This is a genomic window from Azospirillum sp. TSH100, from assembly GCF_004923295.1.
In the GTDB taxonomy this organism is placed as follows: domain Bacteria; phylum Pseudomonadota; class Alphaproteobacteria; order Azospirillales; family Azospirillaceae; genus Azospirillum.
Window position 1 is genome coordinate 1,974,345 of record NZ_CP039634.1, and the last position, 13,839, is coordinate 1,988,183.

The window sequence follows — 13,839 nt, forward strand, 5'->3', positions numbered from 1 at the left end:
TTATACACCAAAGACGAAAGGGCCGCTGTCTGGCTCAAGCCCGGCGCGGTCCGTCGATTCCACGGTTGGACGAGCGGGCGGGTGCGCCACCGCCGGTTCCGGTGTTCGGACTCGTCGGCCCTGCGCTGCGGCGGCGCAGGGCAGCCAGTTCCAGGGCGTGGTGGGTGATCTGGCTGCGGAAGTCATGGTCGACACGGCTGAACGCGCTGTAGGCCAGCCTCACCGCAGACGGGGACCGGTTGCGCAACGCCTCGTTCAGGGCATCGCGCAGGGTGCGCAGTTCCAGGATTCCGGGAACGAAAGCCATTTCGACCGCTTCCGCCAGAATCTCGACGGAACACAGTGTGGCTTCATCATCGAGCATCAGGCCCAATCCGCATACTCTCAAGCCGTGATCAGGAACCGAGCAGATCCACCACCGCCGTCAGGCAACGGGTCCGGGACAGGCAATCCTCGCAGCAACCGGTCATCGGACGGGGATCCGGGCAGTGCTGGTTCCGCAACGCCTCCAGTCCCTGGAACAGGATGTGCTTCTTCGCGTCCGAAATCACGTCGGTGGCCCGGATCGTTTCGATGGCATCCCGCATAGGGTTGGTCGCGTCAATGAACATCGCAGTATGCCTCCCTCAGGGGCGAATTTATGCCGCACCCCTATCCAAGTCCATGAACGCACTGAAATATTAGGGCGCCAAATTGAAACGAGCTGTGGCGCGTTTCAGCGGTGCGCAACGCATTGACGCCTGAAGATGCGGCCGGCAGCATCCTGTCGCGAATGACCGGCACGAAACGGAGCGACGATGGAGCGGGCGCTGGGTGCGACGCTGGTGGTATATGGTGCTGCGGCGCTGGCTGAGATCGCCGGGTGCTTCGCCTTCTGGGCATGGATCAGGCTGGGGCGGAGCGCGTGGTGGGTCCTTCCGGGCTTGGGCAGCCTATGCCTGTTCGCCTGGCTGCTGACGCGGGCCGACGCGGAATTCGCCGGGCGGGCCTATGCCGCTTACGGCGGAATCTATATCGCGGCGTCGCTGTTGTGGCTCTGGCTGGTGGAAGGGGCGCGGCCCGATCGCTGGGATGCGGTCGGTGCACTGATCTGTCTGGCCGGTGCGGCGCTTATTCTTGCCGGCCCGCGCGGGGGCTGAGCACGGACGACACCGGCCGGTTGACCGAATGCCGCAGGGCGGGGCCGTTCACCAGCACCAGCCTGCCGCCATCCACCCGCAGATAGGCACCGACGCGCACCCGGCGGCGGAGAATGTCGTCGTTCAGCATGATCTGCGCATCGGCCAGGGACAGCGGGGTGCCCTGGTAGTACGCACGGCCGTCGGCGTGTCGGATCTGGCTGAATGCGTTGGTCATGTCGGAATGCTCCCAATCGTTTCTTCTCGAACCGCGGACCGCTGGCGGACCCGGCGCGACGGTGCCGACCAACCGGCTGTCGGCTGTCGCGGCCGTTGTCGGGAAAACGCCTGGGGACTTCGGTTTATTCCTCCGTCAGGCGCAAAGAAGCAGGGCGTGCGATAAATCGCGGCTGCTTCCGGTTCATGGGGCTCATTTCACAGCCGTTGGCGAATAACCTGGAGCGGATACCGCCGCAGGTCCAGAAGGAGAAGGCGATGCCCTTGAATTGTCGCAGGCCGCACGCGCAAAAGCTGTGGTCGTGCGGCGCGGCATGGCTCTTTGTTCCAAAACCGCAGCTCGCATTGAACCATATCAATCGTGCACCGGACTCCAGCCGTTAGAGTGCGAAAGCATCACGGTGCGGCGGCTGCGGAAATGTCTGGCATCCACGCTTCCGCTTGGCGTTGGAAAAGATACCGGACGGGGTCATAATACCACCATCGGGTATCCGATTCAGCCGCCAGGACATCCTGCGGTGCAGCATCAGGCCAGCCTTCCCGGCCGGACAGAGAAAAGCGGATCGTTTCGTGGACCTACAACCGGCGGATCAGATGAACGGTTCCGAGTGCAGCGGTTCCAGTGTGGCGGAAGCCGCCGGAATGTCGCGCGATCCGGCCTTTCTGGCCTCGCTGGCCGCCAGCCTGCTCGACGATGGCGGTATGGCTCTCGTTTACCTCGACCGCGACTGCGTCTGCCGGCATGCCGATCCGCATTTCGCGGCGGCGCTCGACCGGTCGCCGGACGACCTGATCGGCCGTCCGCTGGCCGCGGTCGATCACCCGGTCACCACGGCGCTGGGAGCCGCCATAGCGGCCATCGGCGAGTCATCGTCCCACGGCTCCGCCCCGGTCGACTGCCCGACGGTCGGCTGCGACGGCCGTCGTTCGATTCTGAGCGGCAGCGTGATCGCCCACCGCGACAGCGCCGGGGCCACGCTCGGCTATCTCGGCACCTTTCACCAGACCGGTGATCCCGACCGCATCGCGGAGTTCGTGACCTGCCGTGACACCTTCGTCGCCACCCTGCTGGATGCGGCGGTCGACGGCATCATCGTGTCCGACCGCAGCGGCATCATCCGCTCCATCAACCGTTCCTGCTGTCGTCTGTTCGGTTATGAAGACAGCGAACTGATCGGCCGGAACATGGCCGTCCTGATGCCGCCGCCCTTCTCGCGCGATCACAACCGCTACATCGACACCTATATGCGGACGGACCGGGCCAAGATCATCGGTATCGGCCGCGACACGCTAGGCCAGCGCAAGGATGGCACGGTGTTTCCCATCCATCTCAGCGTCGGCGAAGCGCGGCTGGGAGACGAGGTCACCTTCGTCGGCATCATCCGTGATATTTCCGAACGTCTGGCGGCGGAGCAGCGCGCCTCCTATCTCGCGCGGCACGATCCGCTGACCGGGGTGCTGACCCGCACCGCCTTCCTGGAGGAATGCGAGGCCCTGTTCGCCGGCCACCGCGCCGACAAGGCGGGCGACGTGGCGACTGGCGGGTTGTTCGCGCTGTTCTCGCTGGACGTTGACCAGTTCAGCGACGTGAACGAAGCCTTCGGCTTCCATGTCGGCGACGCGGCGTTGAAGGCGATGGTCAGCCGGGTGACCGAGGTGCTGCCGCCGAACACCATCATCTGCCGCATCGCCGCCGACGAGTTCGCGGCGCTGTCACGGGTGAGCGACGGCGAACATGCCCGTACGCTGGCCGGCGTGCTGCACGACCGGCTGACGGCGTCGATCTACGCCGACCGACATTGGGTGCGGCTGCGGCTGTCGATCGGCGCCGCGGTGCAGGATGAGACGGTCAGCACGCTGGAGGATCTGAACGCCAAGGCCAAGCTGGCCTTGCAGGCTGTGCAGCACAATGGCGGCAACGCCGTCTGTTTCTACACACCGGAGATGGCGGCGGCGGCGACGCGGCGGATGATGCTGACCTTGCATCTGACCCACGCCATCGAGCGCAACGAACTGCGCCTCGTCTACCAGCCCATCGTCGACAGGGCCGGCCGGGTCCGTTCGGCGGAGGCGCTGCTGCGCTGGGACCATCACGCGCTGGGGCCGGTGTCGCCCGGGGAGTTCATCCCGGTCGCCGAGGAAAGCGGCCTGATCGTGCCGATCACCGACTGGGTGCTGTCCACCGCCATCGCCCAGATGTCGGCGTGGGAGGCGGAGGGCGTGCTGCCCGACCGCGTCTTCCTCAACATCTCCGGCCAGCAGTTCCTGCGCGGCAACCTGACCGTCCGGCTGGAGGAACTGCTGAGCGAGCATCCGTCGCTGCGCAGGCACCTGGGGCTGGAGATCACCGAACAGGCGGCGGTGCGCGACCTGAAGGTGGCGGTGCGGACGCTGGGCGAACTGGCCGAACTGGGCATCCAGGCCGCCATCGACGATTTCGGCTCCGGCTATTCCTCGCTCAGTTATGTGCAGCAGTTGCCGGTGGCGAAGCTGAAGATCGACCGTGCCTTCGTCATCGACGTGCCGGAGAACCCCAAGAGCAACGCATTGGTCCGTGCCGCAGTCGGCATGGCGCACGGTCTTGGCCTGACCACCGTGGCGGAAGGGGTGGAGACGGCGGAACAGCGCGATTTCCTGGTGTCGGTCGGCTGCGACATGATGCAGGGCTATCTGTTCGGCCGCCCGATGGTGCCCGAGTCGCTGGCCGACATGGTGCGTGCGCAGGCCGACCCGATCGCCGAATGATCCCATTAACCAGGGCGAATCCCGTCTCGACAGCACCGGCTGCAACTGATATCCATTCTCACGGATTTGAGAGACATTCGCAGTCCGGGAGTGATGGATGTTCATCGACAAGATCACTGGAGTTGCTTTTGCCGTCGGCGCCTTGACCGCCTTTTCGGTTCAGGCACAGGAAGTCAATGTATACAACTCGCGGCATTACAATACCGACCGCGCGATCTATGAAACCTTCACGAAATCGACCGGAATCAAGATCAATATCATTGAAGGCAATCACGATGAACTGATCCAGCGCATGAAGTCTGAGGGTGCCAGCAGCCCGGCCGACCTGTTCATCACCGTTGATGCCGGCCGTCTGGCCGCCGCCGCGCAGGAAGGGCTGCTTGCTCCGGTCAGCTCGCCGCAGCTGGATGCGGTGAAGGTTCCGGCCAACCTGCGCGACCCGAACGGCGCCTGGTGGGGTCTGTCGAGCCGCGCCCGCGTAATCGTCTACGCCCGTGACCGGGTAAAGCCGGAGCAGATCAAGGATTACGAGGATCTCGCCAAGCCGGAGTGGAAGCACCGTGTTCTGACCCGCAGCGGCACCCATCCCTACAGCCTTGCCCTGACCGCCTCGATGATCGAAGCGCTGGGCGAGGAGAAGACGGAGGAATGGGTGAAGGGGCTGGTCGCCAACCTCGCCCGTCCGCCGCAGGGCGGCGACACCGACCAGATCAAGGCGGTCGCGGTGGGGGAGGGTGATGTCGCCATCGCCAACACCTATTATGTCGGCAAGATGATCACCTCGGCAAAGCAGGAGGACCGCGAGGTCGCGTCCAAGGTCGGCGTGATCTTCCCCAACCAGGGCAACCGCGGCACCCATGTGAACCTCAGCGGCGCCGGAGTGGTGAAAACCTCCAAGAATCAGGAGAACGCCCGCAAGCTGCTGGAATATCTGCTGAGCCCGGAGGCCCAGCGGCAGTTTGCCGACGGCAACATGGAATATCCGGTCAACCCTGCGGTCCAGCCGCATCCGGAGCTGGTGAAACTGGGCAGTTTCAAGGCGGCCGAGGTGAACGCCGCCTCCTTCGCCGCCCACACGCCGCAGGCGTTGCGCATGATGGATCGTGCCGGCTGGAAGTAACGATGACCCAGTCTCTCCCTTCATCCGTCGTCCTGTCCGGCATCACCCATCGCTATGGGCAGCTGACAGCGGTCGATGACGTCTCGCTGTCGGTGGCACCGAAGGAGGTGGTGTGTATCGTCGGCCCGTCCGGCTGCGGCAAGTCGACCCTGCTGCGCCTGATCAGTGGATTGGAGACGGTCCAGAAGGGAGAGATCGCGGTGGACGGGCAGGCGCTCGCCACCGCGGGCCGGTCGCTCCCGCCGGAAAAGCGGCCGGTCGGCATGATGTTCCAGGACTTTGCGCTGTTCCCGCACCTGACGGTGGCCGGAAACATCGCCTTCGGCCAGACCGACCGTCCGCGTGCCGAACGCAGGCGCCGGGTGGCGGAGCTGCTGGAGACGATGGCGCTGACCCGCTATGCCGACGCCTATCCGCACACCCTGTCGGGCGGTCAGCAGCAGCGGGTGGCGCTGGCCCGAGCCATGGCGCGTGACCCCAAGGTCCTTCTGCTCGACGAGCCGTTCTCGGCGCTGGATGAGCAGCTTCGCCGCTCGGTGCGGGAAGAGGTGGTGCGGATCATCCGCGCCAGCGGCATCGCCACCATCGTCGTCACCCACGACCCGGAGGAGGCGATGGAGATGGGCAACCGCGTTGTGGTGATGGAGGCCGGACGCATCGTCCAGGCCGACACGCCGGTGACCCTCTACCGGCGCCCGGCCAACAGCTTCGTCGCCCGCCTGTTCGGCGAGGTGAACCGTTTTGAGGCGACGGTGCGCGACGGCCAGATCGTCACGCCGCTCGGCCGGATCCCGGCGCCCGGTCTGTCTGGCGGCACCAGGGTCGAGGTTGCCTGCCGGGTGGAGGATCTTGAACTGGTACCGCTCGGCGCCCGGCCCGACGCCGTTCCGGTGCGGGTGCGGCATTCCAGCTTTTTGGGGCCGGCGACGCGGGTCTGTCTGGATCTGGGTGGCTCTGAGGTCCACGCGCGCCTGCCGGGGCATGTGGACGTGCGCGCGGGAGAAGAGCTGTCCGCCGCGATGGCGGCCGAGCGGGTGATGGTGTTTCCGGCGGGGTGAGGCGGAGTCAAGCGGAACGCCTTACGCTCCCGCCCGCACCTCGTCCTCGCCGAACTGCAGCCGGCACAGCCGGGCATAGGCGCCGTCGGCGGCCAGAAGCGCCTCGTGCGTGCCCTGCTCGATGATGCGACCGCCTTCCATCACCACGATGCGGTCGGCATTGCGCACGGTCGCCAGCCGGTGGGCGATCACCAGCGTGGTGCGCCCCTCGGTCAGCCGCTCCAGCGCCGCCTGCACCAGACGTTCCGACTCGCTGTCCAATGCGCTGGTCGCCTCGTCCAGCAGCAGGATCGGCGCGTCCTTCAGGAAGGCGCGTGCCAGCGCCAGACGCTGGCGTTCGCCGCCCGACAGCTTGACGCCGCGGTCGCCGATCACCGTGTCGTAACCCTCCGGCAGCTTCGACACGAAGTCGTGGGCGGCCGCGGCCTTGGCGGCGGCGATCACGTTGTCCATGTCGGCGTCGAGACGGCCGAAGCAGATGTTCGCCCGCACCGTGTCGTTGAACAGCACGGTATCCTGGCTGACGATCGACACGGCACCGCGCAGGCTGCGCATCGTGGCGCCGCGGACATCCTGGCCATCGATCAGCACCTCGCCCCCCGTCACGTCGTAGAGGCGCGGGATGAGGTTGAAGACGGTGGACTTGCCGGCGCCGCTGCGTCCGACCAGCGCCACCGTGCTGCCGGCCGGAACGTCGAGGTCGATGCCCTTCAGGGTGTCGGCACCGGCCTCATAGGAGAATTGGACGTCGCGCAGAGCGACGGCGCCCTCGGTCACCGCCAGCGGCTTGGCGTCCGGCTGCTCGACGATGGTCGGCTGCTGGTCCAGCAGTTCGAAGATGCGCTGCGCGGCGGCCAGCCCTTCCTGCAGAGCGGCGTTCAGCGTACCGATGGCGCGCACCGGCTGGGCCGCCATCAACAGCGCTCCGACGAAGCCGGAAAAGGCGCCGACCGATCCTTCGCCCAACGTCATGCGATAGCCGGCGAAGGCGATCACTCCCGCCACCGCGACGCCGCCCAGCACCTCCATCATCGGGTCGATGCGCGAACGGGCGCGCACCGCCTTCATGGTCAGCAGGTAGTTGTCGTGGAATGCGCGACCGGCGCGGGCGCGCTCATAGTCTTCGAGGTTGTAGGTCTTGACCATGCGCGCGCCCGACAGGCTTTCGGTCAGCAGCGAGGTCATGTCGCCCATCTGCGCCTGGGTATCGCGGGAGACGCGGCGCAGGCGCTTGCCGATGCGCACGATCGGCACGGCGGCGATGGGATAGATGATGAAGACGATCAGCGACAGCAGCCAGTCGAGATAGAACATCGACCCGACCAGCGCGATCACCGTCAGGATGTCGCGCACCAGCCCGGTCAGCGTGCGGCTCAGCGCGTTGCGGATCAGGTCGACGTCGTTGATGAAGCGCGAGGTCAGCGACCCGGTCGGCGTTGCGTGCAGTTGGGCCATGTCGGCCGTTTGCAGATGGGCGAACATCGCCAGCCGGATGTCGGCGATGATGCGCTGGACGATGTCGCTGGTCACCACCGTCTGGGAATAGAGCGATACGCCCTTGATGATCGTCACCGCGACGATGGCGAGCGGGATCACCAGCAGCATGCCGCGGTCCTGGGCGGAAAACATGGCATAGGACTGGTCGATCAGCAGCGGATAGGCGCCGGTGGTCGCCGCCACCACTGCCATCAGCACGAAGGACAGCAGCAGCTTGCCGCGATAGGGGCGGACCCATTCGCGCCACATCCGGGCCGCCAGCCGTTCGGTCGCCGCATCCAGGCGCAGGGGCTTGCCGCTCTTGTTCGTCACGCTCGCATCCGATCTTTGGTCCGAGGGGCTCTTGTCCGATGAGGATGGCTTAGCCCATGGGCTTCGGCTTTGTCCACCGGTCGGCGCGATGGCTCCTGCGCTGGTTACAGGCTTCGTTTACCGGTTCCGTGCGAGGTTGCTGATGATCGGGGCGGTGAACAACGTGCCGCCGGGGAAGAGGGAGAAGGCGCATGCCGAACGGATTTGGCCCCACTGGCGGACTGAACGGCGGCTCACGGCGCCCGCGCGTCGGCTTGGCGCTGGGCGGCGGGGTCGCGCGCGGCTGGGCGCATATCGGGGTGCTGCGGGCTCTGAAGCGCTATGGCATCGAGGCCGACATCGTCTGCGGCTCCTCGGTCGGGGCGCTGGTCGGCGGCGTCCATCTGGCCGGCAAGCTCGACACGCTGGAAGAGTGGGTGCGCACGCTGACCCGCATGAAGATCGTCGGCTATCTGGATTTGCGGCTGCGCCAGGGCGGGGGGCTGATCGGTGGCGACCGGCTGCTGGCGGAGCTGCGCCTGCATCTGGGCGACGTGCGGATCGAGGAGCTGCCCTGCCCCTACGCCGCCGTCACCACCGATCTGGTGACAGGGCACGAAGTGTGGTTGCAACGGGGCGAGCTGGTTGACGCGATGCGGGCGTCCTTCTCGCTGCCGGGGGTGTTTCCGCCGGTGTCGATCGACGGGCGGTGGATGATCGACGGTGCGCTGGTCAACCCGGTGCCGGTGTCGGCTTGCCGGGCGCTGGGCGCGCAGATGGTGATTGCCGTCAATCTGGCCGGCGACATCCTGGGCAAGGCGCGCAAGCCGGGTGCCAGCGTGCCGACCGCCGCCGGCTTCGACCTGTTGCGGCTGGTCGAGGACGAGACGCCGGACCATCGCCCGCCGAGCGGCATCGGCGCCCTGACGCGCCGCATCTTCCGCCGCGACTATGAGGGGCCGAGCCTGTTCGGTGTGATGGTCTCGTCGCTGGGCATCGTCACCGACCGCATCACCCGGTCGCGGTTGGCCGGCGATCCGCCGGACGTGCACATCGTGCCGCGGCTGGGCCATATCGGGCTGACCGAGTTCGACCGTGCCGACGACTGCATCCGCGAAGGCGAGGCGGCGGTGGAGCGCGTCCTGCCGGACCTGCACGACGCGCTCGCCGTCTTCGCGACCGGCCCGCGGGAATCGACACGGGCGCCTTTGCGGGACTGACAGGCTTCTTAGTGGTCGATGGCGGTGCCCAGCGCCGCCCCGCCCAGGCCGCCGATCACGGCACCGCGGGTGCCGTCCACCGCATAACCGCCAGCGGCGCCGGCCGCACCACCGACCACGCCGCCGGTCGAGCAGGCGGCCAGGGAAAGAAGCGCGAACGCCGCACCGATCAGACGAAAACGGGACATCATGCTACCCTCCACATGTTGACTGTTCGATGTCTAAACACGCGGGAGCGCATTTTGCTTCCATCCTCCCCTGATCTTTTGGTCCTGCCCCTTGGGAGGAACTTCTTCACCCCTTGAGCGTTCACCGGACTTTGACCGTTAAACGTTGACACGGGGGAGCCATCATGCGGACCATCACCAAAAATCTGCGCGCCACCATGATCGCCGCCACTGCAGCGCTGTCGCTCGCCGCCTGCCAGACCGGCAATAGCGGGGGCGGCATCGGCGGCATGAACACGTCGGAGACCGTCGGCACGCTTGGCGGCGCCGTCGCCGGTGGCCTGCTCGGTTCGCGTTTCGGTGGCGGTGCGGGCAAGCTCGCGACCACCGCCATCGGCACGCTGGTGGGTGCCTATGCCGGCCAGCAGTTGGCCCGTCATTTCACCGCAGCCGACCAGAACCGGGCGTCGGATGCGGAGGAACGGGCGGTCGCCAACAACCAGACCATCACCTGGAACAATCCGCAGTCCGGCAACAGCGGCACCATCCAGCCGGTGCGGACCTATCAGGGCACCGATGGACAGACCTGCCGCGACTACAACCATACGGTCGTGATCGAGGGCAGGACCGAGGTTGCCCGCGGCACGGCCTGCCGTCAGGCTGACGGAAGCTGGAAGCTGGTATCGTAAGCGTACAGCCTATCCGAATGACCGCCTCCGGGTCCTACTCCTTGCGGATGTGGGAGCTTGCCGTCAAAATCAAGGAGTTCCGCCAAATGGCGGCCTGACAAGAACGGCGCGCGGGGCTTATGGAGGCGGTCAGCTACATCATCCTCATCGGATCAACCCTGCTGATCGTCAGCGTGCTGACCAGCTACCTCGCCTTGCGGGTCGGTGCGCCGTTGCTGCTGATCTTTCTCGGCATCGGCCTGCTGGCCGGTGAGGATGGGATCGGCCACATCTCCTTCAACGATGCCGGTTCCGCCTTCCTGATCGGGTCGATGGCGCTGGCGGTGATCCTGTTCGAGAGCGGGTTCGACACCAAGCTCGCCAGCTACAAGGCGGCGGCTTGGCCGGCGATGACGCTGGCGACCCTGGGGGTGGCCATCACCACCGGCGTGGTGGGAGTCGCCGCCCATTACCTGATGGGGCTGGGCTGGGGCGAGGCGCTGCTGGTGGGGGCGGCGTGCAGTTCCACCGATGCGGCGGCGGTCTTCTTCCTGCTGCGCGTCGGCGGCATCACTCTGCGTGACCGCGTCCGCTCCACCCTGGAGATCGAATCGGGCAGCAACGACCCGGTCGCCATCATGCTGACCATCCTGCTGGTCGAGGCGGCGACCCATGGTCTGGCCTCTCCCATCGCGATCGTGGGGGAGCTGCTGCTGGCCTTCGCGCTGGGCGGGGTGATGGGGCTGGCCGGCGGCTGGCTGCTGGTGACCTTCATCAACAAGGCGAATTTCGAGGCCGGCCTGAACCCGGTGGTGACGCTGACCTTCGCCCTGTTCATCTTCGCCGTCACCAACGTCATGGGCGGCAGCGGCTATCTGGCGGTCTATGCCGCCGGCCTCTATGCCGGGAACGTCAAGCTGCGCGGCGCGCTGGAGCTGCGGCGTTTCCATTCCGGGCTGACCTGGCTCAGCCAGATCGTCATGTTCGTGATGCTGGGGCTGCTCGCCACGCCGCGGGAGTTCGCCGGCATGATCCTGCCGGCGCTCGGGGTGGCCTTCGTCCTGATCGTCGTCGCCCGTCCGGTTGCGGTGTGGATGTGCCTGCTGCCCTTCCGCTTCTCGGTGCGGGAGACCAGCTTCATCGCCTGGGTCGGCCTGCGCGGTGCGGTGTCGCTTCTGCTGGCGCTGGTTCCGGTGCTGGGCGAACTGGAGAACGGGCAGCTGATCTTCAACACCGCCTTCATCGTCGTGGTCGTCTCGCTGCTGGTGCAGGGTTGGACCATTGGCACGATGGCCCGCGCGCTGGAGTTGATCGTTCCGCCCCGCCGCGGCCCGGTGGAGCGCGTGGAACTGGAGCTTCCCGGTAACGCCGACCAGGAACTGGTCGCCTACACCGTCCACGCCAAGAGCCCGGCCGCCCGCGGGCAGCGCATGCCGCGCTGGGCCAAGCCGTCGCTGGTCATCCGATCGGGCGCCGTGGTGCCGCTGCACAAGGCGAAACCGCTTCAGCCCGGCGACCATATCTATCTGTTCACGCCGCAACACCGTTTGCCGCTGATCGACAAGCTCTATGGCGGCAGCCGGGCGCTCGACCAGAATGACCGTGAGTTCTACGGCGATCTGGTGCTGAGCCCCGACGCGACGGTGGAGCAGATTGCCGAAATGTACGGCCTGCCTCTGTCGATGTCCAATGCCCGGCTGACACTGAGCGACCTGCTGCGCAACGAGTTCGGCGGCTCCTGCGAGCTGGGCGACCGGGTGCGTATGGGCGGGGTCGAGCTGATCGTCCGCGACATGGAGGACGACACCATCACCTCAGTCGGCATGGCGCTGGAGCCTGCCCGCGTCACCAGCCGGCGCCGGCCGCTCTACCAGCGGATCGCCGACATCGGCGGACGGCTGCATGGCTGGTGGAACGAGCATGCCTTCCGCCGCTGGAAGGAGCGGGAGAAGCTGCGGGCACGGCGCCCCGCCGATGCTCTGCCGGTGGCGGAGGCCAAGCACGAGGAACGGCTGGAAAGCTGACCTTAACCGCGGTGCCCCGGCCGCGACGTGGCGATGCTGCGGCTGAGATAGATCACCGGAGCCAGCCCGACCAGCACGATCACCAGGGCGGGCAGGGCGGCGTCGTCCAGCCGCTCGGTCGAGGCCATGCGGAAGGCCTCAATCGCCAAAGTGTCGAAGTTGAAGGGCCGCAGGATCATCGTCGCCGGCAGTTCCTTGGTGATGTCGACGAAGACCAGCATGGCGGCGCTGAGCAGGCTGGGGCGCAGCAGCGGCAGATGGACCCGGCGCAGCACCTGCAACGGCGTGTGGCCGAGCGAGCGTGCCGCCCCTTCCAGATTCGGGCCGATCTTGGCGAAGCCGGACTCAAGCGGGCCATAGGCGACGACGAAGAAGCGGATCAAGTAGCCATAGAGGATGCCGGCGATGGTGGTACCGAGGATCGCGCCCATCGGCCAGCCGGTCCAGTCGCGCGTGAGCCCGACGGTGATGAGGATGCCCACCGCGATCACCGTGCCCGGCGTGGCGTAGCCGAGCGAGGCGAGACGCGCCGCTCCGGTGGCAAGGCCGCTGCGGTCATGGCGCGCGCCGTGGATCACCGTCAGCGCCACTGCGACGACCAGCAGCGCGCCGCTGGCGCCGAGGATGAAGGTGTTCACCGTCAAGTCGGTGAAGCGGGCGAGCGTCAGCTCCGTGCCGCCGCGCAGGATCATGCGGATCAGCACCGCACCCGGCAGCAGGAAGCCGAACAGCACCGGCGTCAGGCAGACGATCCAGGCGACCATCGTGCCGCGCGCCGAGAGGCGCGGGGCGGGCAGGGCGCGGTAACGGCCGGTGGTCTGGTGGAACCGCATCCTGCCGCGCGACAGCCGCTCCAGCCCGACCAGCGCCAGAACCACCAGCAGCAGGACGGCGGCCAGCTGCGCCGCCGCAGCCGGATCCCCCAGCGCGAACCATGTCCGGTAAATGCCGACGGTGAAGGTGTCGATGCCGAAATAGCGGACCGCGCCGAAGTCGGCCAGCGTCTCCATCAGCGCATAGCCGACGCCGGCCACCAGGGCCGGACGAGCCAGCGGCAGGGCGACGCGGCGGAAGGCGCCGAATTGGGTGCAGCCCAGGGTGCGGCTGGCTTCCAGCACGCAGACCGACTGTTCGAGGAAGGCGGCGCGGGTCAGCACATAGACGTAGGGGTACAGCACCGACGACAGCACCAGCCCGGCGCCCCAGGCGGTGTGGATCTCCGGAAACCAATAGTCGCCACGGCGCCAACCGAAACTGGCGCGCAGGAAGGACTGCAGCGGCCCGGCATATTGCAGGAAGTCGGTGTAGGTGTAGGCCAGCACATAGGCCGGCATGGCCAGCGGCAGCAGCAGCAGCCATTGCAGGACCCCGCGCCCGCGGAAGTCGTGCATGGTGACGGTCCAGGCGCAGGCGACACCGGTCACCAGCGTGACGACACCGACGATGCCCAGCAGGATCAGCGTGTTGAGGATGTAGCCGGGAAGCACCGTCCGTGCCATGTGTCCCCACAGATCAGTGGAGACGCCGGCGGACTGGACGAAGACGACAAGGATCGGCAGGGCGATCAGCAGCGCGAGGATCAGGGCGAACAGGCCGGTGAAGCCGATGCGTGCCCACAGCTGGCGGGGAGAGAAGGACGGGGAGCCGGGAGACTTCGCGTCGGTCGCCATCGCCATGCAGAAACATCCTCGCAG

At 66.9% G+C, this 13,839-nt stretch carries 13 protein-coding genes; 7 read left to right on the forward strand and 6 right to left on the reverse strand.

What is annotated here, in order from left to right; all coding sequences use genetic code 11:
* Positions 1-34 precede the first annotated feature (34 nt).
* Both E6C72_RS09370 and E6C72_RS09375 read right to left on the reverse strand, forming a co-directional pair.
* A complete protein-coding gene (locus tag E6C72_RS09370; RefSeq protein ID WP_109086594.1) occupies positions 35-364 on the reverse strand; it encodes a hypothetical protein in 330 nt (109 codons plus the stop codon).
* A 31-nt stretch (positions 365-395) separates the two neighbouring features.
* Positions 396-611 carry a hypothetical protein gene (locus E6C72_RS09375; RefSeq protein WP_109086595.1) on the reverse strand — a complete coding sequence of 72 codons (216 nt, stop codon included), beginning with the start codon at positions 609-611 and terminating at the stop codon, positions 396-398.
* Between the two features lie 186 nt (positions 612-797).
* On the opposite strand from E6C72_RS09375, the gene E6C72_RS09380 reads away from it, so the two are divergent.
* Entirely contained in the window at positions 798-1,139 is a 342-nt protein-coding gene (locus E6C72_RS09380) for a YnfA family protein (protein WP_169055143.1), read from the forward strand.
* On the opposite strand, the gene E6C72_RS09385 is transcribed toward E6C72_RS09380, so the two are convergent.
* Entirely contained in the window at positions 1,111-1,356 is a 246-nt protein-coding gene (locus tag E6C72_RS09385; RefSeq protein WP_109086596.1) for a hypothetical protein, read from the reverse strand. The two genes, E6C72_RS09380 and E6C72_RS09385, sit on opposite strands and share 29 nt — an antisense overlap.
* Positions 1,357-1,949: 593 nt before the next feature.
* Here E6C72_RS09385 and E6C72_RS09390 point away from each other — a divergent pair.
* The 3 genes from E6C72_RS09390 to E6C72_RS09400 all read left to right on the forward strand — a co-directional run bounded on the left by E6C72_RS09390 (position 1,950) and on the right by E6C72_RS09400 (position 6,278).
* A complete protein-coding gene (locus E6C72_RS09390; protein ID WP_109086597.1) occupies positions 1,950-4,100 on the forward strand; it encodes a bifunctional diguanylate cyclase/phosphodiesterase in 2,151 nt (716 codons plus the stop codon).
* A 97-nt stretch (positions 4,101-4,197) separates the two neighbouring features.
* The gene (locus tag E6C72_RS09395; RefSeq protein WP_109086598.1) at positions 4,198-5,220 is read left to right on the forward strand and encodes a Fe(3+) ABC transporter substrate-binding protein; all 1,023 of its coding nucleotides are present in this window, start codon (positions 4,198-4,200) and stop codon (positions 5,218-5,220) included.
* A gap of 2 nt (positions 5,221-5,222) precedes the next feature.
* On the forward strand, positions 5,223-6,278 hold the full coding sequence (locus E6C72_RS09400; protein WP_109086599.1) for an ABC transporter ATP-binding protein: 1,056 nt from the start codon (positions 5,223-5,225) through the stop codon (positions 6,276-6,278).
* A 21-nt stretch (positions 6,279-6,299) separates the two neighbouring features.
* On the opposite strand, the gene E6C72_RS09405 is transcribed toward E6C72_RS09400, so the two are convergent.
* Positions 6,300-8,087, reverse strand: coding sequence for an ABC transporter ATP-binding protein (locus E6C72_RS09405; protein WP_109086600.1), 1,788 nt, complete (start codon positions 8,085-8,087; stop codon positions 6,300-6,302).
* A 191-nt stretch (positions 8,088-8,278) separates the two neighbouring features.
* Here E6C72_RS09405 and E6C72_RS09410 point away from each other — a divergent pair, with 191 nt between their 5' ends.
* Positions 8,279-9,286, forward strand: coding sequence for a patatin-like phospholipase family protein (locus E6C72_RS09410; protein WP_109086601.1), 1,008 nt, complete (start codon positions 8,279-8,281; stop codon positions 9,284-9,286).
* 8 nt (positions 9,287-9,294) lie between these two features.
* On the opposite strand, the gene E6C72_RS09415 is transcribed toward E6C72_RS09410, so the two are convergent.
* Positions 9,295-9,477, reverse strand: a complete 183-nt coding sequence (locus E6C72_RS09415; RefSeq protein WP_042700556.1) for a hypothetical protein — start codon at positions 9,475-9,477, stop codon at positions 9,295-9,297.
* 161 nt (positions 9,478-9,638) lie between these two features.
* On the opposite strand from E6C72_RS09415, the gene E6C72_RS09420 reads away from it, so the two are divergent.
* Entirely contained in the window at positions 9,639-10,142 is a 504-nt protein-coding gene (locus E6C72_RS09420; RefSeq protein WP_109086602.1) for an RT0821/Lpp0805 family surface protein, read from the forward strand.
* 119 nt (positions 10,143-10,261) lie between these two features.
* Complete coding sequence (locus E6C72_RS09425) at positions 10,262-12,145, forward strand: potassium/proton antiporter (RefSeq protein ID WP_109086603.1); 1,884 nt, start codon at positions 10,262-10,264, stop codon at positions 12,143-12,145.
* 2 nt (positions 12,146-12,147) lie between these two features.
* Here E6C72_RS09425 and E6C72_RS09430 read toward each other — a convergent pair whose 3' ends face one another.
* Entirely contained in the window at positions 12,148-13,821 is a 1,674-nt protein-coding gene (locus E6C72_RS09430) for an iron ABC transporter permease (RefSeq protein ID WP_109086604.1), read from the reverse strand.
* Positions 13,822-13,839 lie beyond the last annotated feature (18 nt).

Excerpts from the sequence above, each read along its gene's own strand:
- E6C72_RS09410 (WP_109086601.1), top strand. The coding sequence starts at position 8,279 with ATGCCGAACGGATTTGGCCCCACTGGCGGACTGAACGGCGGCTCACGG.
- E6C72_RS09375 (WP_109086595.1), bottom strand. The coding sequence starts at position 611 with ATGTTCATTGACGCGACCAACCCTATGCGGGATGCCATCGAAACGATC.
- E6C72_RS09415 (WP_042700556.1), bottom strand. The coding sequence starts at position 9,477 with ATGATGTCCCGTTTTCGTCTGATCGGTGCGGCGTTCGCGCTTCTTTCC.
- E6C72_RS09400 (WP_109086599.1), top strand. The coding sequence starts at position 5,223 with ATGACCCAGTCTCTCCCTTCATCCGTCGTCCTGTCCGGCATCACCCAT.
- E6C72_RS09390 (WP_109086597.1), top strand. The coding sequence starts at position 1,950 with ATGAACGGTTCCGAGTGCAGCGGTTCCAGTGTGGCGGAAGCCGCCGGA.
- E6C72_RS09380 (WP_169055143.1), top strand. The coding sequence starts at position 798 with ATGGAGCGGGCGCTGGGTGCGACGCTGGTGGTATATGGTGCTGCGGCG.
- E6C72_RS09395 (WP_109086598.1), top strand. The coding sequence starts at position 4,198 with ATGTTCATCGACAAGATCACTGGAGTTGCTTTTGCCGTCGGCGCCTTG.
- E6C72_RS09370 (WP_109086594.1), bottom strand. The coding sequence starts at position 364 with ATGCTCGATGATGAAGCCACACTGTGTTCCGTCGAGATTCTGGCGGAA.
- E6C72_RS09420 (WP_109086602.1), top strand. The coding sequence starts at position 9,639 with ATGCGGACCATCACCAAAAATCTGCGCGCCACCATGATCGCCGCCACT.
- E6C72_RS09430 (WP_109086604.1), bottom strand. The coding sequence starts at position 13,821 with ATGGCGATGGCGACCGACGCGAAGTCTCCCGGCTCCCCGTCCTTCTCT.
- E6C72_RS09385 (WP_109086596.1), bottom strand. The coding sequence starts at position 1,356 with ATGACCAACGCATTCAGCCAGATCCGACACGCCGACGGCCGTGCGTAC.
- E6C72_RS09425 (WP_109086603.1), top strand. The coding sequence starts at position 10,262 with ATGGAGGCGGTCAGCTACATCATCCTCATCGGATCAACCCTGCTGATC.